Below are 16,132 nucleotides of genomic sequence, written 5' to 3'. Positions count from 1 at the left end.
TTTCTCCGCGGCCGTTCAGACGGCAACCTGAAGAGTTTAGCAGACCGGGATACGCGCAGAGTCCGCGCGAGCGGGTCCTCCCGGCCTCACCGCGCCTCCGGTTCGAGCAGCCCGAAACCGGCGCCCTGGGCGTCGGTCACGATCGCCCAGCGGCCGACGCCCGCGGCGGCGACCGGGGCCTCGAGGACACTCCCGCCGAGCTCCGTCAGTCGCAGCACGGCGGCGTCCAGGTCGGCGACGCCGAAGTAGACGAGCCAGTGCGCCTGCACCCCCGGAGCCGCGGTCGTCGCGCCCGCCACGTTCGCCTCTCCGACGTCGAGGAGCCCGTACGGCTCGTCGTTCACCCGCATCTCGCTCACCGCGACGCCGAGCACGTCCTCGTAGAACGGGAACGTGCTCTCGTAGTCGGGTGCGACGAGCTCCAGCCAGTCGACGGCGCCGGGCTCGTCGCGCAGCCACGGGGAGTCCTGGTCGCGCTGCCAGAGGCCGTGCACGGCGCCGGCGGGATCGGCGACGATGGCCATCCGCAGCCCGGGCATGAGCTCGCCCGGCGGGAGCAGGACCACTCCCCCGGTCGCCGTCGCGGCGGCCGCGGACGCGTCGAGGTCATCCACGGCGAAGTACACCGTCCAGACCGGGCGCTCCATCCCCGGCGGGAACGGGCCGATCGCGGCGACGGGCGTGCTGCGGAGCGACGCGACCGCGTAGCCGCCGTGGGCCGGGTCGGCGTCGGGGACGTCCCACCCGAACAGCGAGCGGTAGAACGCGGCGGCGGCGGCCGGGTCAGCGGTCTGGAGGTCGGCCCAGACGGGCGTGCCGGACGGGTACTCGGTGACGATCGGCATGCCGCACAGGCTACTCGCGCGCCGCGTCAGCCGGGCAGCCCCCGCAGCACCTCGTCCAGCGCCTCCACCGCGACGGAGGCCGGGTCGTCGCCCTCGCCGCGGGACGCCCACCAGAGCAGCGCGGAGAAGTTCGCCGAGCTGATCGCGTCGGCGAGCACCTGCGCCCGCAGCGCCTCCGCCGGCACCTGGAGCCGACGCGCGATGAACTCCGCGAGGATGTCGCGGTTCGCGCCCAGCCGGGTCAGCCCGAACCCGATCAGCGCCGGGTCGGAGGCCATCAGCCGGAGGCGGAACCGGGTCGCCTCGACGCCTTCCGGTCCGAGGTCGAGCGACTCGGTGATGGCGCGGGCGATCACGTCGCGTGGCCGTTCGTCCGCCGGGGCCGTGTCCAGGACCGCGTGCATCCGGTCGACCACCGGCTCCAGGCCGCCCCAGACCAGGTCGGGCTTCGACGGGAAGTAGCGGAACAGCGTCCGCCGCCCGATGCCGGCGAGCGCGGCGATGTCATCCATCGTGGTCGTCTCGTAGCCGTGCTCCGCGAAGTGCCGGAGGGCCAGCAGCGCGACCCGGTCGGGGTCGACGTCGGCGGGCCTGCCGCGTCTCCGCGGAACGGATCCGGCTTCGGGCGAATTCATAGTCTCCATTATGGCACTCGGTGTTATAAATGCATCGACGCCCGAACTCGAGCGCCGACGATGTCATCGACTCAAGGAGTACAGCAGTATGAGCAGCAACGGAACCGGCCGCTTCGCCGGAAAGACCGCCATCGTGACCGGGGCGGGCTCCGGCATCGGCAAGGCGACCGCACTCCGCCTCGCGTCCGAGGGCGCGCGCGTGGTCGGCAGCGACATCTCCGCCGAACGCCTGGCGGCTCTCGTGGAGGAGAACCCCGAGCTGGACATCGTCACCGTCGCGGGCGACGTCTCCAGCGAGGAGACCATCGCGGCGGTCCTGGAGGCCGCGGGCGGGAAGGTCGACGCGCTCGCCAACATCGCCGGCATCATGGACGGCTTCCTCCCGGCGGCGGAGGTCGACGACGCGACCTGGGACCGCGTGTTCCTCGTCAACGTCACCGCGATCATGCGCCTCAGCCGCGCGGTCCTCCCGCTCATGGTGGCGGCCGGCAGCGGCTCGATCGTCAACGTGTCCTCGGAGGCCGGGCTGCGCGGCTCGGCGGCGGGCGCGGCCTACACGGCCTCCAAGCACGCCGTCATCGGCCTCACCAAGAGCACGAGCGTCTTCTACGCGCCGAACGGCGTGCGGACCAACGCGGTCGCGCCGGGCGGCGTCATCACGAACGTGGACGGCACCTTCAAGTCGCAGCTCGCGGGCGAGCGCCTCGGCCCGATCATGCAGACCAACGTGCCGCCGGTGGCGCACCCCGAGCAGCTCGCGGCCGCCATCACGTGGCTGCTGAGCGACGACTCCGCCAACATCTCGGGCGTCGTCCTCGCCTCCGACGGCGGCTGGTCGGCGATCTGAGAAGTGCCCCCTGACGCGCCGAACGCCGAAGGGCACGTAAACGCCCCTAAAACAGTGTTTCAGGGGCGCCTACGTGCCCTTCGAGCGCGGGGTGGAGGTCAGCTCACGCCGAGCAGGTCGATCACGAAGATCAGGGTCTTGCCCGAGAGCGGGTGACCGCCGCCGGCCGGGCCGTAGGCGAGCGCCGGCGGGACGGTGAGCTTGCGACGGCCGCCGACCTTCATGCCGGGGATGCCGTCCTGCCAGCCCTTGATCAGGTTGTTGAGCGGGAAGTTGATGGACTGCCCGCGGCTCCACGAGGAGTCGAACTCCTCGCCCGACTCGTACTCGACGCCCAGGTAGTGCACGTCGACCTTGGAGCCGGGAGTCGCCTCCGGGCCGGAGCCCTCGACGATGTCCACGATCTCGAGGGTCGTGGGGGCCGGGCCCTCGGGAGCGTCGACCTCGGGCTTCTCATTGGTGTTCTCTGCCATGCACCCATCCAACCGGTGCAGGGCGTTCGCGTCAAAAGTCTTGCAATCCGGGCGAGCCTGGGGCAGGCTATAGCCATAACTCGACGACCCGGGAGCGTTGCAGGCATTGCCGCACCACCGGGCGTCGAGTCTTTAAGCGCTTGTTCGTCGGTCGTTCCCGAGATGGATGACTCCCACCCCCGCTAGCCGAACACTTTGCCCGGGTTCAGGATGCCGAGCGGGTCGAAGACCGACTTGAGCTTCACCTGCAGCTCGTAGGAGTCCGGCCCCAGCTCCTCCGCCAGCCAGCGCCGCTTCAGCACTCCGACGCCGTGCTCGCCGGTGAGCGTGCCGCCGAGCGCGACCGCGGTGCGGAACAGCTCGCCCGCAGCCTCCCAGACCTCCGGGCCGACCTCGTCGCCCTCGGTGATGAAGTTCGGGTGCAGGTTGCCGTCGCCCGCGTGCGCCACGGTCGGGATGGCGATGCCGTGCCGCTCGCCGATCCGCTCGATGGCCGCGAACATCTCCGGCATCCGGGACCGCGGCACCGCGACGTCCTCGATCAGCACCGTCCCGCTCGCCGCGAGCGCCGGATGGAACGCCCGGCGGATCGCCAGCAGCCGCTCGCCCTCCCCGGCGTCGGCGGCGACGCGCACCGTGCCCCCGGTCTCCGCGATCAGGGTGCTCGCCAACGCGGCGTCCGCGGCGGCGACGGGGCCGTCGAACTGGACGAGGAGGTACGCCGCTCCCCCGGTCGCGCCCAGGGCCTCCCGGATGGCCTGCTCGCCGAGGTGGGCTGAGATGCGCTCCAGCGCCGGGCCGTCGAGCAGTTCCATGATCGCCGGGCGCAGGTGCGCGGCCGTCACCCGCGCGGCGGCGTCGGAGGCCGCGCGCACGTCCGCGAACAGGGCGCCGAGCGTCACGGGCTCGCCCTGCGGGATCGGGAGGACGCGGACCGTCGCGCCGACGATCACGCCGAGCGTGCCCTCCGAGCCGACCAGCAGCGAGGTGAGGTCGTAGCCGGTGACGCCTTTGACGGTGCGGTGGCCGGTCCGCACGAAGCGCCCGTCGGCGAGCACGACGTCGAGGCCGAGGACGGCCTCCCGCGTCACGCCGTACTTGGCGCACAGCAGGCCGCCCGCGTTGGTCGCGATGTTCCCGCCGACCGTGGAGATCGCCTTGCTCGCCGGGTCGGGGGCGAAGAACAGCCCGAACGGCTCCAGCGCGGCGTTGAGGTCGCCGTTGACGACGCCGGGCTCGACGACCGCGAGCTGATCCTCGGTGGAGATCTCCCGGATGCGATCCATGCGCGCCACGCTCAGCACGAGGGAGCCGGCGGTCGCGTTCGCGCCTCCCGCCAGGCCCGTGCCCGCGCCGCGCGGGACGACCGGCACCCGGAACTCGGAGGCCGCGCGCATCGTCGCCTGGACGTGCTCGACCGTGCGGGCGTTCACGATGGCGAGCGGGAGGCCGTCGGCGACCCAGCCGGAGTGGTCGCCGCGCGCGGCGTCCAGGTGGTCCGGGTCGACCGACAGCACGTCGTCCGCGTCCTCGCCGAGCGCCGCCGTGAGCCAGTCGATGACATCCATGACCGTCATGCTAGCGCCGGTCGCACCCATGTCCGATTTCCGCTATCGGATGTCGGTGGCCCGTGCCACGCTGGGAGGCATGAGCAGCACCACGACGAAGCCGGGCGTCCACGACACGGCAGGCGACCGGCTCGCCGACCCGGTATTCGCGCAGCGCTACCGGGCGATGAGCGCCAGGGACGCCCGCTTCGACGGCCAGTTCATCACCGGGGTGCACTCCACCGGCATCTACTGCCGGCCGAGCTGCCCCGCCGTGACGCCCAAGGCCGACAACGTGACCTTCTACCTCACCGCCGCCGCCGCGCACGAGGCCGGGCTGCGGGCCTGCAAGCGCTGCCTCCCCGACGCCGTGCCCGGCTCGCCGGAGTGGAACGTGCGCGACGACCTCGCCGCGCGCGCCATGCGCCTGATCGCGGACGGCACCGTCGAGCGGGAGGGCGTGCCGGGACTCGCCCACCGCCTCGGCTACACGCCGCGCCACCTCGGCCGCGTGCTCACCGCCGAGCTGGGGGCCGGTCCCCTCGCGCTCGCGCGCGCACACCGGGCGCAGACCGCGCGGCTGCTGCTGGCGGGCACCGACATGCCGGTCACCGACGTGGCGTTCGCCGCGGGCTTCTCCAGCGTGCGGCAGTTCAACGAGACGATGGCGGAGATCTACCACGTCACGCCCGGCGCGATCCGGGCGTCCGCGCGACGCCGGCCCGGGATCGCACACGGGCCGATGGTGACGGGCGCGACGGCGGGCGCGTCACTGACGCTGCGGCTGCCCGCACGCGCGCCGTTCGACGGCGGGCGGGTGCTGGCGTTCCTCGGGGCGCGGGCGATCGAGGGCATGGAGGCCGCGGTGGCGGGGGCGGACGGCTCCGGAATCGCGCCATCTTACAGCCGCGCCCTCCGCCTCCCGCACGGTCCCGCCGCCATCCGCCTCACCCTCGCGGGCGACGCCGAGTCCCCCGCGATCGAGTGCGAGGCGAGCCTCGCGGACATGGCCGACCTCGCCCCGCTGGTGGCACGGGTCCGGCGCCTCCTCGACCTGGACGCCGACGCGGAGGCCATCGACACCGCGCTGGCGGCCGATCCGGTGCTCGCGCCGTCCGTGGCTGCGGCGCCGGGGATGCGGGTGCCCGGAGCGGTCGACCCGGAGGAGATCCTGTTCCGTGCCCTGATCGGGCAGCAGGTGTCCGTGCCGGCCGCGCGAACCGCGCTCGCCCGCCTCACCGCTGCGCTCGGCGAGCCCGTGGCGATCGGCGGCTTCACGAGGCTGTTCCCGACCGCGGAGGCGATCGCCGAGCACGGCAGGGAGGTGCTGCGCGGCCCGGGCAAGCGCATCGACGCGATCGTGGGCGCCGCCGCGGCGCTGGCGGACGGCTCGCTCGCGATCGACGTCGGCGAGTCCCGTTCCGAGCTGGAGGCCCGGCTGGTCGCGCTCCCCGGCATCGGCCCGTGGACCGCCGGCTACGTCGCCCTGCGCGTGCTCGGCAGCCCGGACGTGCTGCTCACCGGCGACCTGGCGCTGCGGCAGGGGGCGGCGCGGCTCGGCCTCCCGGCGGACCCGCGCGAGCTCGCCGCGCGCGGGGAGCTCTGGTCGCCGTGGCGCTCCTACGCCGGGATGCACCTGTGGGAGAGCGCGCACGAGGCGCAGCGGGAAGCGCGGGAGCAGAAGGGGGCGCAGCGGGCGATGCGGCCGAGTCGCAGCCCCACGGGCACGCGCGAAGCGTAGGATCGCCGTCACAGGGCCACCGTGACGGCCCGGCCATCAATACGTGGATTTCGGTCGAGGAGGGAGCGCTCTCGTGCCCTCGATCACCGTCGTGATCCCCGCTCTCGACGACGCCGGGATGCTCGCCCGCTGCCTCTCCGACCTCGCCGCGCAGCTCCGCCCGGCGGACGAGATCATCGTCGTGGACAACGGCAGCTCCGACGACACCGCGGCCGTCGCCCGCGCCGGCGGGGCGCGCGTGCTGGAGCAACCGGTGCGCGGCATCTTCCCCGCGGCCTCCACCGGCTACGACGCCGTCACCACGGACATCGTCGCGCGCCTGGACGCCGACTCGCGGCCTCCGGTCGACTGGCTGCTGCACATCGAGGCCGAGTTCGTGGACGACCCGGCGATCGGCGTGCTGACCGGCCCCGGCGTCTTCTACGACGGCAACACGTTCGTCGCGGGCCTCGGCCAGCTCCTCTACATCGGCGGCTACTTCTGGTCGATGGAGATCTGGCTCGGGCACCCGCCGATCTTCGGCTCCAACTTCGCGATGCGCCGGGAGGTCTGGCAGGAGGTCCGCGGGCGCGTGCACCGCGACCTGCGCGAGGTGCACGACGACCTGGACCTCGCCATCCACCTCGACCCCGGCGTGGTGGTGCGCTACGACGAGCGGCTGCTGGTCGGCATCTCGTCGCGGCCGTTCTCGACCTGGCGCGGCTTCGGGCGGCGCATCCGCTGGGCGTTCGGCACGCTGCGCATGCACCTGCCCGAGGAGACGCCGTGGCGGCGCAGGGCGGCGCGGCGGCGATGGGAGGCCGAGCACACCGAGGAGGCCCCGGGCGCGATGGCCTGAGCAGCGCAGAGAAGGCCCGGGTTCTGCGCGTTGTGGGCGTTCTCCGCGCCCGTCCCGGTTCGTGTCGGCGGGCTCCCGACCGATAGGTTGGACAGTGTGAGATTCTCGCACCTCAGCACCACCCCGGACTCGCACCCGCGCCTGGCGGCCGTCATCGGAGACGGCGCCCTCTTCCTCGACGAGCTCGTCGCGGACGCGCCCCGCGACCTCCAAGACCTCATCGAGCGTGGCGACGCGAGCCTGGCGGAGGTGCGCTCCCTCGTGGACGAGGCCGTCGCCGCCGGCGCCCCGCTCGTCCCCGTGCACGAGCTGCGCCACGCCTCCGCCGTGCTGCGCCCGCCGCAGGTGATCGCGATCGGCGCCAACTACGCCGCGCACGCCTCCGAGCTGAAGCTGCGCAGCGAGAAGGCGGCCACCGTCTTCTCGCTCTGGCCCAACTCGCTCGCCGGCCACGGCGGCACCACGAGCTGGCCGGAGGACCTCACGACGCAGGTCGACTACGAGGCCGAGCTCGGCGTCATCATCGGCAAGCCCGCGCGCAACGTCTCGGTGCGCGACGCCCTCGACTACGTGTGGGGTTACACCGTGGTCAACGACATCACCGCGCGCGACCTCCAGTTCTCCGAGGCGCAGTGGTCGCGCTGCAAGTCGTTCGACGGCTTCACCCCCAACGGCCCGGTGGTCGTGACGGCCGACGAGGTCGCCGACCCGCAGGACCTCTGGCTCACCACGAACGTGGACGGCGCGATCCTCCAGGACGCCTCCACGGCCGACATGGTCCGCTCGGTCGCCGAGATCATCGAGTTCCTGTCGCGGTCGGCCACGATCCAGCCGGGCACGCTCATCTCCACCGGCAGCCCGGGCGGCGCCGGCTGCTCGCGCACTCCCCCGGTGTTCCTGCGCGACCGCTCGACGGTGACAGTCTCCATCGGCGGGATCGGCTACCTGACGACGTACTGCCGCGTCACCTGAGGGCCGCGCCCAGGTATTACACGCATTGCAAGCATTAGTCGGCGCCGTCGGCTGGCGTGAGTGCATGTCGATCGGCGAGCGGCGGCCCGGGGTCTCGGGCGGAGACGACGAGGCGGCCCGTCTCGACGCGGTCCTGCCGGACATCGACTGGTCGGTCGCACCCCTCGGCGCGACGTTCTCGACCTTCCGCGCGCCCAGCGGCGAGCTCGCCGTGGTGGCGCTCGGCGACCCCGCCGACCCGCGCGTCGTGCTCGTGCCCGGCGCAACCGGCTCCAAGGAGGACTTCTACCTCCTCGCGCCGATCCTGGTGGCGGCCGGCTACTACGTCCAGAGCTACGACCTGGCCGGCCAGTACGAGTCGGCGTCGGCCGGGCCTCCGGCGGGAGGCCGTTACACCTACGACCTGCTGGTGGCCGACTTCGTGGCGTTCCTGCGCGACGGCGGCCCCGCGCACGTGCTCGGCTACTCGTTCGCCGGCATCCTCGCCGAGCTCGCGCTCGTTCGGCACCCGGAGCTGTTCCGCACGCTGACGCTGCTGACCTCGCCGCCGGAGCCGGGCCAGGCCTTCCGCGGTGTCCGCGTCATCGGCTGGCTGAGCTGGTTCCTGGGCGGCCGCCAGGGCGCCGGGCTGATGATCTGGGGCATCGTCACCAACAAGAACAAGGTCGGCCCGACGCGCCTGGCGTTCGTCCGCTCCCGGTTCGCGCTCACCCGGCGGTCGAGCGTGGACGACATCATCGGGCTGATGAAGCACGTGCCCGACGTACGCGAGCGCATCGCTGCGATCGGCCTCCCTGTGCTGGTGGCGACGGGAGACCACGACCTGTGGCCCACCCACCTTCACGCCGCGAACGCGAAGGCCCTCGGCGCCCGGCTCGCCGTCTACCGCACCGGCCACAGCCCGTGCGAGACCGCCCCCAACCAGCTCGGCCGCGACATGATCGCCCTCTTCCGCTCGGCCCACTGACTGCCGAGGGGCACGAAAACGCCCCTAAAACAGCGTTTTAGGGGCGTCTACGTGCCCTTCGAGGGAGGGCGGATTGCTACTCGCGGGCCTTCTCGGCGGCCTCGATGGCCTCGGCCTCCACGATCGGGATGGAGGTGGTGATCGCCTCCAGGCCGCTCAGGCGGGCCGGGGACAGCAGGCGGGTGACCTCCTCGCGGCTCATCAGCTTGGCCTCCACCACCAGGTCGGCGACGTTGTGGCCGGTCAGCAGCGCGGACTTCGCGAGCGCGGCCGCGGCGGCGTAGCCGATGTGCGGGGTGAGCGCGGTGATGACGCCGACCGACGAGCCCACCATCGCGCCGAGGCGCTCCTCGTTGGCGGTGATGCCGTCGACGCAGTTGACGCGCAGCGTGTGGAAGGCCTGCGCCATCCAGGTGATGCTCTGCAGCAGCGAGTGCGCGATGACCGGCTCGAACGCGTTGAGCTGGAGCTGGCCGCCCTCCGCCGCCATCGTCACGGTGACGTCGGCGCCGGCCACGGAGAACGCGACCTGGTTGACGACCTCCGGGATGACCGGGTTGACCTTGCCCGGCATGATCGAGGACCCGGCCTGGCGCGGCGGGAGGTTGATCTCGCCGAGGCCGGCCTGCGGGCCCGACGACAGCAGGCGCAGGTCGTTGCAGATCTTCGACAGCTTGATGGCGCTGCGCTTGAGCGAGCCGGAGAACGACATGAAGGCGCCGGCGTCGGAGGTCGACTCGATCAGGTCGGGCGCGGTCTCCAGGTTGAGGCCGGTGATCAGGTTGAGGTGCTTGACCGCCGCGGCCGCGTAGCCGGGGTCGGCGGTGATGCCGGTGCCGATGGCGGTCGCGCCCAGGTTGATCTCGGCGAGCAGCCACTTGGTCTCGGTGAGCCGGGCGTGGTCCTCGGTGAGGGTGGTGGCGAACCCGTGGAACTCCTGGCCGAGCGTCATCGGCACGGCGTCCTGGAGCTGGGTGCGGCCGACCTTGAGGATGTGGCGGAACTCCTTGCCCTTGTCGGCGAAGGAGTCGCGCAGCAGGGCGAGCTCGTCCAGCAGGTGGCCCAGCGCGAACGTGAGCGCGATCTTGATCGCGGTCGGGTACGTGTCGTTGGTGCTCTGGCTGCGGTTCACGTCGTCGATCGGGCTCATGTACGCGTAGTCGCCCTTGGGGCGGCCTTCGAGTTCGAGCGCGACGTTCGCGATGACCTCGTTCGCGTTCATGTTCGTGGACGTGCCCGCGCCGCCCTGCATGACGCCCACCACGAACTGGTCGTGGTACTTGCCGTCGATGATGAGCTGGCAGGCCCGGTCGATGAGGTCGGCCTTGTGCTTCTCCAGCACGCCGATCTCCAGGTTGGCGCGCGCCGCGGCCTGCTTGACGGCGGCGAGGGCGACGATCAGGTCCGGGTAGACGGAGATGGGCCGCTTCGCGATCGGGAAGTTCTCGAGGGCTCGCGAGGTGTGGATGCCCCAGTAGGCGTCGGCCGGGATCTCCCGGCTGCCGAGCGAGTCGGTCTCGACGCGGGTGGGCCGGCCCTCGGCGCTGGGGGTCGGGACGTCGGACACGTTCTCGGACGCGTCGACCACCGTGGTGTCGATGACGGGGATGGGGTGAGTCTTCGGTTCGTCCATCGTTGCTGTGGAATCCACGCTTGGCTCCATTGCCTCTCGTTGTGCGTTGGCTTTTCGGGGGTGCGCCGGCCGTTCGTGGCGCCCGGCACAGCCGAGCCTACCCCTGGTGACTGCACGGGAGATGGACACATCGTCCGGTATCCCGGACACCGTTCGACAGCCTGTCGAGCCGGCCTCCGCTCAGCCCAGTTTGCGCAGCAGTCCGCGCGCGAACCGGTCCTTGCCCTCGGTGTACGGCGGGTAGATGAGCTGCAGGGTGTCGGGTATGAGCGCCTTCGTCAGCACGGCCTTCTCGTGGCTGAAGGTCTCCAGCGACCGGCGGCCGTGGTAGGCGCCGGAGCCGCTCTCCCCCACACCGCCGAAGGGGAGGCCGCCGACGGCGAGGTGGGCGGCCGGCACGCCGAAGCCGACCGCCCCGGAGCTCGTCTCGGTGAGGATGCGCCGGCGCACGTCGCGCCGCTCGGTGAAGACGTAGAGCGCCAGCGGCTTGTCGCCCGAGCGGATGAACGCGATGGCGTCGTCCAGCCCGTCGACGGCGACGATCGGCAGCACAGGGCCGAACACCTCCTCGTCCATGACCGCGGAGTCGCGCGGCACGTCCACCAGCACGGTCGGGGCGAGGTAGCGGGAGGCCGCATCCGACCCGCCGCCGACCGCGGCCGTCCCCGAGCCGAGCAGCCCGGTGAGCCGTTCGAAGTGGCGGTCGTCCACGATCCGCCCGTAGTCGGGGCTGTCGGCCGGGTCGTCGCCGTAGAGCGAGCGCACGGCGTTCGCGAGCTCGGCGGCGAGCCGCTGGGAGACGGCCTTGGTGGCCAGGATGTAGTCAGGCGCGACGCAGGTCTGGCCCGCGTTCATGAACTTCCCCCAGGCGATCCGGCGCGCCGCAGCGGCCAGGTCGACGGAGTCGTCCACGTACACCGGGGACTTGCCGCCCAGCTCCAGCGTCACCGGGGTCAGGTGCTCGGCCGCCGCCGCGGCGACGATGCGGCCGACGCGGCCGTTGCCGGTGAAGAAGATGTGGTCCCAGCGCTGGGCGAGCAGCTCGGTGGTCTCCGCGACCCCGCCCTCCACGACGGCGACGGCCGACCGGTCGAGGTACTGCGGGATGAGCCGCGCCATCGCGGCCGAGGTGGCGGGCGCGAGCTCGCTCGGCTTCAGCACGACGGCGTCGCCGGCGGCCAGCGCGCCGACGAGCGGCGCCAGCAGCAGCTGCACCGGGTAGTTCCAGGGGGCGATCACGAGCACGACGCCGACCGGCTCCAGCACGACCCGGGCCTTCGCGGGCATCAGGGCGCCGGGGACGGCGACGCGGCGGGGCCGCAGCCAGCGCCGGAGGTGGCGGCGCATGTGGTCGATCTCGCCGACGACGAACCCGACCTCGGCGATCTGCGACTCGGTCGGGTTCTTGGCGAGGTCCTCCAGCAGGGCGTCCTCGAACTCGGCGGCGCGCTCGGTGAGCATCCGGCGGAGGGCGGCGAGCTGGGCGAGCCGCCAGGACAGCGGCTTGGTGCGGCCTTTGTCGAACGTGGCGCGCAGGGTCGCGACGGTGTGCGGGATGCTGTCGCCGGCGACGCTGCCGGAGGTGAGCGTGGACTCCGAAGTCATGCGCCCATCATCACACGCGCGGCGTCACGCGCGCGGCCGGTACTCCAGGTCGAAGATCGCGTGCCCGAGCCGTTCGCCGCGCCGCTCGAACTTGGTGACCGGCCGGTCGTCGGGCCGCGGGATGAAGCCGCTGGCGCCGGCGACGTTCACCAGGGCGGGCTCGGCGTCCAGCACCTCGATCATGTGCTCGGCGTACGGCTCCCAGTCGGTCGCGAGGCGCAGCACGCCGGTCGGCTTCAGCGCGGCGACGATGAGCCGGACGACGTCGGGCTGCACCAGGCGGCGCCGGTGGTGCCGCGCCTTCGGCCACGGGTCGGGGAAGAAGATGAGCACCTCGTCCACGCTCGCGCCGCCGAGACCCTGCTCGAAGACCTCCACCGCGTCGTGCCGGACGACCCGGACGTTCGTCAGCCCCTGCTCGTGCGCGGCGGCCAGCACGCGCCCGACGCCGGCGCCGTGCACCTCCACGCCGAGGAAGTCCTTCTCGGGGTGCCGCGCGGCCAGGGCGAGGAGGTTCTCGCCGTTGCCGAAGCCGATCTCGACCACACGCTGCGCCGAGCGCCCGAAGATCGCGTCGAGGTCGAGCGGTGAGCCGTCGAACTCCACGCCGAAGACCGGCCAGAACTCGTCGATCGCCCGCCGCTGCGCCTCGGTCTTCCTGCCGCGGATGACGAAGCTGTGCGGCCTGACGAGGGGGACGGTTCCATCCCTCCATTCTCGCAGGCCGCACGGGCGGCGCAGGTCAGAGGTGCGCCCCCACGACGTGCCACGGCAGGAACGCCAGCCCGAAGCCCACGCCGACCACGGCGATCAGGAGCCCGATCAGGATGCCGGCGAGCATGACGGCGTTGAGCACGATCCCCCAGATCGCGAAGGTGCGGCCCTGCGGCTCCCGGCTGAGCGCGAGCACGCCGAGCACGAGGCCGGCGATCGGGGCGAGGAAGGTCCAGCTGAAGACGATGGACGCGAGGCCGAGCGCGAAGCTCGTGACGCTGAGCGTGCGGGCCGGAGCGGCCTGGTACGGGTTCGGTGAGGTGCTGGTGGATGTCATGCATCCAGTCAACCGATCCGCGCGGCCCGCGCACATCCGGGTAACCCCCGGTTGTCGTCAGGGGTTACCCGGGATGTGCGGCTCAGCCGTCTCAGTGCGGGAGCATCGCCTCGATCGGCCCGCGCGCGAAGTACACCAGGAAGCCGGCCGCGACGATCCAGAGCAGCGGGCTGATCTCGCGTGCCTTGCCGGACAGCGAGCGCACCAGCACCCAGGAGATGAAGCCGACGCCGATGCCGTTCGCGATCGAGTAGGTCAGCGGCATGACGATGATCGTGAGGAACACCGGCAGCGTGCTGGAGAACTCGTGGAAGTCGATGTGGCGGATCTGCACCACCATCAGGGCGCCGACGATGACCAGCGCCGCCGCGGCGACCTCGCTCGGGACGACGCTCGTGAGCGGCGTGAAGAACATGGCCAGCAGGAACAGCACGCCGGTGATGACGCTCGCGAAGCCGGTCTTCGCGCCCTCGCCGATGCCGGAGGCCGACTCCACGAACACCGTGTTGGACGACGCCGAGGTGCCACCGCCGACGACCGCACCGACGCCCTCGACGATGAGCGCGGACTGCAGGCGCGGGAAGGTGCCGTCCTCGTTCGCGAGGCCGGCGCTGCGGGCCAGGCCCGTCATCGAGCCCATCGCGTCGAAGAAGTTCGTGAAGACCAGCGTGAAGACGAGCATGATGGCCGCGAGGCCGCCGATGCGCGCGAACGAGCCGAACAGGTCGAACTGGCCGACGAGGCTGAGGTCCGGCACGGACACGAAGGAGGTCGGCAGCTGCGGGACGGAGAGGTTCCAGCCGTCCGGGTTCTTCGCCGACGAGCCGAGGTGGAAGATCGCCTCGATGACGATCGCGACGACCGTCGCCGCGACGATGCCGATGAGCAGCGCGCCCTTCACCCTGCGCGCCATGAGCACGCCCATGATCACCAGGGCGATCAGGAACACCAGGGTGGGCAGCGTGGCGATGGAGCCGGCCTCCCCGAGCTGCACGGGCGGCGAGGCCGCTTTGGTGCTGCGCACGAAGCCGCTGTCCACGAAGCCGATGAAGGCGATGAAGAGGCCGATGCCGACGGTGATCGCCGTCTTGAGCTGCGGCGGCACCGCGTTGAAGATCAGGCGGCGCAGGCCCGTGGCGGCGAGCAGCACGATGATCAGGCCGTTGATGACGACGAGGCCCATCGCCTCCTGCCAGGTGAGGACCTTGACGACGTTCACCGCGAGGAAGGAGTTGATGCCGAGGCCGGCCGCGAACGCGAACGGCAGCCGGGCGACCAGGCCGAACAGCACGGTCATGACACCGGCGCTCAGGGCGGTGACGGCCCCGACCTGGTCGAAGCCCAGCGAGTGCCCCGCCACGTCCGGCGTCGAGCTCAGGATGATCGGGTTGAGGATGACGATGTACGCCATCGTCACGAAGGTCAGCAGGCCGCCGCGGATCTCCGTGGCCCACGTGGTGCCGCGCGACGTGATCTCGAAGAACCGGTCCAGGCGACCCGTGACGGTCGGCTTGGGCGTGGAAGTCGAAGCGGAAATGATGGTCTCCCGTAGTATCGGTGGGGTTTGGTTCGAGGCGCATTCGAAGCGATGTCACAGCGCCGTACCAGCCTAATTCCCCTCGCGACACGATAAGGACACGCATGGCTCTGCCCTGGAAGCTGCACGGCGACGGAAAGAAGGTCGGAGCCCGGGAGGTCGTGCTCCCCGGCGAGCGGCTGACCTGGCCGCGGACGATCGGGCTCGGCGCCCAGCACGTCGTCGCGATGTTCGGCGCGACGTTCCTGGTGCCGCTGCTCACCGGCTTCCCACCGAGCACCACACTCCTGTTCTCCGGCGTCGGCACGATGCTGTTCCTGCTGATCACGCGCAACAAGCTGCCCAGCTACCTGGGCTCCTCGTTCGCGTTCATCGTGCCGATCGTCGCGGCGACGAAGGCGCACGGGATGCCGTCCGCGCTGTTCGGCATCGTCGTCACCGGCCTCCTGCTCGCCGTCGTCGGCATGATCGTGGTGGCGACCGGCACCAAGTGGATCGACGGGCTGATGCCGCCGATCGTCGCCGGCGCGATCGTGGCGCTGATCGGGTTCAACCTGGCGCCCGCCGCGAAGAACAACTTCATGCAGGCGCCGGTCACAGCGCTGGTCACCCTGGCGGCCGTCATCCTCTGCACCGTGCTGTTCACGGGGATGCTCGGCCGACTCTCGATCTTCCTCGGCGTCGTCGTCGGCTACGTCTTCGCCGCGCTCGCCGGCCAGGTCGACTTCAGCAAGGTCGACAAGGCGGCCTGGATCGGCCTCCCGCAGTTCACGTTCCCGGCCGACCCGTTCACCGACGCGGCGTCGACCTGGGGCATCCTGCCCGCGTTCCTCCCCGTCGTGCTCGTGCTGATCGCCGAGAACGTGGGGCACATCCGCGGTGTCGCGCAGCTGACCGACCCCTCGGTCAACAAGCTCACCGGCCGCGCGCTGTTCGCTGACGGCCTGGCGACGACGATCGCCGGCTTCTTCGGCGGCTCCGGCACGACCACCTACGGCGAGAACATCGGCGTCATGGCCGCGACCCGCGTCTACTCCACGGCCGCGTACTGGGTCGCCGGCATCGTCGCGGTGCTCCTCGGCCTCTCCCCCAAGGTCGGCGCCGTCATCAACACCATCCCCGCCGGGGTCCTCGGCGGCGTGACGACCGCACTGTACGGCCTCATCGGCGTGATCGGCGTGAAGATCTGGCTGGACAACAAGGTCGACTTCTCCAAGCCGGTCAACCAGTTCACGGCGGCGACCGCGCTCATCATCGGCATCGGCGACTTCACGCTCAACTTCGGCCAGCTCACGTTCAACGGGATCGCGCTCGGCGCCATCGCCGCGATCGTCGTGTACCACGTCATGAACTCGATCGCCCGCGTGCGCGGCACCGCGTAGCCCGGCGAGCGCCGCCGGGGCGGCGTGTCGCATCTGGTATTGCACACTCTCTGTCATCT

The 16,132-nt window shown here is 71.7% G+C and carries 15 protein-coding genes; 6 read left to right on the top strand and 9 right to left on the bottom strand.

Annotated features, from left to right (window positions below; translation table 11 throughout):
• Window positions 1-86: 86 nt before the first annotated feature.
• Window positions 87-845: a VOC family protein gene (locus ACQ86L_RS20775; RefSeq protein WP_434317073.1), complete on the bottom strand. Its 759-nt coding sequence runs from the start codon at window positions 843-845 to the stop codon at window positions 87-89.
• 26 nt (window positions 846-871) lie between these two features.
• Complete coding sequence (locus ACQ86L_RS20770; RefSeq protein ID WP_434317072.1) at window positions 872-1,480, bottom strand: TetR family transcriptional regulator; 609 nt, start codon at window positions 1,478-1,480, stop codon at window positions 872-874.
• An 88-nt stretch (window positions 1,481-1,568) separates the two neighbouring features.
• Here ACQ86L_RS20770 and ACQ86L_RS20765 point away from each other — a divergent pair, with 88 nt between their 5' ends.
• Entirely contained in the window at window positions 1,569-2,327 is a 759-nt protein-coding gene (locus ACQ86L_RS20765) for an SDR family NAD(P)-dependent oxidoreductase (RefSeq protein ID WP_434317071.1), read from the top strand.
• 98 nt (window positions 2,328-2,425) lie between these two features.
• Here the strand turns inward: ACQ86L_RS20765 and ACQ86L_RS20760 are convergent, their stop codons facing one another.
• Window positions 2,426-2,800 (bottom strand): FKBP-type peptidyl-prolyl cis-trans isomerase, encoded by a 375-nt coding sequence (locus ACQ86L_RS20760; RefSeq protein WP_055919382.1) that lies wholly within the window; start codon window positions 2,798-2,800, stop codon window positions 2,426-2,428.
• A gap of 182 nt (window positions 2,801-2,982) precedes the next feature.
• A complete protein-coding gene (locus ACQ86L_RS20755) occupies window positions 2,983-4,368 on the bottom strand; it encodes an FAD-binding oxidoreductase (RefSeq protein WP_434317070.1) in 1,386 nt (461 codons plus the stop codon).
• Window positions 4,369-4,447: 79 nt separating this feature from the next.
• On the opposite strand from ACQ86L_RS20755, the gene ACQ86L_RS20750 reads away from it, so the two are divergent.
• From ACQ86L_RS20750 to ACQ86L_RS20735, 4 genes are all read left to right on the top strand, one after another.
• Window positions 4,448-6,088 carry an AlkA N-terminal domain-containing protein gene (locus ACQ86L_RS20750; protein ID WP_434317069.1) on the top strand — a complete coding sequence of 547 codons (1,641 nt, stop codon included), beginning with the start codon at window positions 4,448-4,450 and terminating at the stop codon, window positions 6,086-6,088.
• A gap of 73 nt (window positions 6,089-6,161) precedes the next feature.
• Window positions 6,162-6,926, top strand: coding sequence for a glycosyltransferase (locus ACQ86L_RS20745; protein WP_434317068.1), 765 nt, complete (start codon window positions 6,162-6,164; stop codon window positions 6,924-6,926).
• Window positions 6,927-7,022: 96 nt separating this feature from the next.
• The gene (locus ACQ86L_RS20740) at window positions 7,023-7,898 is read left to right on the top strand and encodes a fumarylacetoacetate hydrolase family protein (RefSeq protein ID WP_434317067.1); all 876 of its coding nucleotides are present in this window, start codon (window positions 7,023-7,025) and stop codon (window positions 7,896-7,898) included.
• 64 nt (window positions 7,899-7,962) lie between these two features.
• A complete protein-coding gene (locus ACQ86L_RS20735; protein WP_434317066.1) occupies window positions 7,963-8,865 on the top strand; it encodes an alpha/beta fold hydrolase in 903 nt (300 codons plus the stop codon).
• Between the two features lie 76 nt (window positions 8,866-8,941).
• On the opposite strand, the gene ACQ86L_RS20730 is transcribed toward ACQ86L_RS20735, so the two are convergent.
• From ACQ86L_RS20730 to ACQ86L_RS20710, 5 genes are all read right to left on the bottom strand, one after another.
• A complete protein-coding gene (locus ACQ86L_RS20730) occupies window positions 8,942-10,498 on the bottom strand; it encodes an aspartate ammonia-lyase (RefSeq protein WP_434318939.1) in 1,557 nt (518 codons plus the stop codon).
• Between the two features lie 180 nt (window positions 10,499-10,678).
• Window positions 10,679-12,103, bottom strand: coding sequence for an aldehyde dehydrogenase family protein (locus ACQ86L_RS20725; protein ID WP_434317065.1), 1,425 nt, complete (start codon window positions 12,101-12,103; stop codon window positions 10,679-10,681).
• 24 nt (window positions 12,104-12,127) lie between these two features.
• The gene (trmB, locus tag ACQ86L_RS20720; RefSeq protein ID WP_434317064.1) at window positions 12,128-12,709 is read right to left on the bottom strand and encodes a tRNA (guanosine(46)-N7)-methyltransferase TrmB; all 582 of its coding nucleotides are present in this window, start codon (window positions 12,707-12,709) and stop codon (window positions 12,128-12,130) included.
• Between the two features lie 136 nt (window positions 12,710-12,845).
• The gene (locus tag ACQ86L_RS20715) at window positions 12,846-13,154 is read right to left on the bottom strand and encodes a hypothetical protein (RefSeq protein WP_434317063.1); all 309 of its coding nucleotides are present in this window, start codon (window positions 13,152-13,154) and stop codon (window positions 12,846-12,848) included.
• Window positions 13,155-13,245: 91 nt separating this feature from the next.
• Window positions 13,246-14,694: an NCS2 family permease gene (locus ACQ86L_RS20710; RefSeq protein WP_434318938.1), complete on the bottom strand. Its 1,449-nt coding sequence runs from the start codon at window positions 14,692-14,694 to the stop codon at window positions 13,246-13,248.
• Window positions 14,695-14,795: 101 nt separating this feature from the next.
• Here ACQ86L_RS20710 and ACQ86L_RS20705 point away from each other — a divergent pair, with 101 nt between their 5' ends.
• Window positions 14,796-16,073 (top strand): uracil-xanthine permease family protein, encoded by a 1,278-nt coding sequence (locus tag ACQ86L_RS20705; RefSeq protein ID WP_434317062.1) that lies wholly within the window; start codon window positions 14,796-14,798, stop codon window positions 16,071-16,073.
• The last annotated feature ends 59 nt before the right edge of the window (window positions 16,074-16,132 follow it).

Source organism: Leifsonia sp. P73 (assembly GCF_051059105.1).
In the GTDB taxonomy this organism is placed as follows: domain Bacteria; phylum Actinomycetota; class Actinomycetes; order Actinomycetales; family Microbacteriaceae; genus Leifsonia.
The sequence above is the reverse complement of the archived record's forward strand: the minus strand, read 5'-3'. Positions and strand labels throughout refer to the sequence as shown.

Bases quoted from the DNA above. Each gene is read 5' to 3' on its own strand.
- ACQ86L_RS20765 (WP_434317071.1), top strand. From the start codon at position 1,569: ATGAGCAGCAACGGAACCGGCCGCTTCGCCGGAAAGACCGCCATCGTG.
- ACQ86L_RS20730 (WP_434318939.1), bottom strand. From the start codon at position 10,498: ATGGACGAACCGAAGACTCACCCCATCCCCGTCATCGACACCACGGTG.
- ACQ86L_RS20750 (WP_434317069.1), top strand. From the start codon at position 4,448: ATGAGCAGCACCACGACGAAGCCGGGCGTCCACGACACGGCAGGCGAC.
- ACQ86L_RS20775 (WP_434317073.1), bottom strand. From the start codon at position 845: ATGCCGATCGTCACCGAGTACCCGTCCGGCACGCCCGTCTGGGCCGAC.
- ACQ86L_RS20760 (WP_055919382.1), bottom strand. From the start codon at position 2,800: ATGGCAGAGAACACCAATGAGAAGCCCGAGGTCGACGCTCCCGAGGGC.
- ACQ86L_RS20715 (WP_434317063.1), bottom strand. From the start codon at position 13,154: ATGACATCCACCAGCACCTCACCGAACCCGTACCAGGCCGCTCCGGCC.
- ACQ86L_RS20770 (WP_434317072.1), bottom strand. From the start codon at position 1,480: ATGAATTCGCCCGAAGCCGGATCCGTTCCGCGGAGACGCGGCAGGCCC.
- ACQ86L_RS20755 (WP_434317070.1), bottom strand. From the start codon at position 4,368: ATGGATGTCATCGACTGGCTCACGGCGGCGCTCGGCGAGGACGCGGAC.
- ACQ86L_RS20705 (WP_434317062.1), top strand. From the start codon at position 14,796: ATGGCTCTGCCCTGGAAGCTGCACGGCGACGGAAAGAAGGTCGGAGCC.
- ACQ86L_RS20725 (WP_434317065.1), bottom strand. From the start codon at position 12,103: ATGACTTCGGAGTCCACGCTCACCTCCGGCAGCGTCGCCGGCGACAGC.
- ACQ86L_RS20735 (WP_434317066.1), top strand. From the start codon at position 7,963: ATGTCGATCGGCGAGCGGCGGCCCGGGGTCTCGGGCGGAGACGACGAG.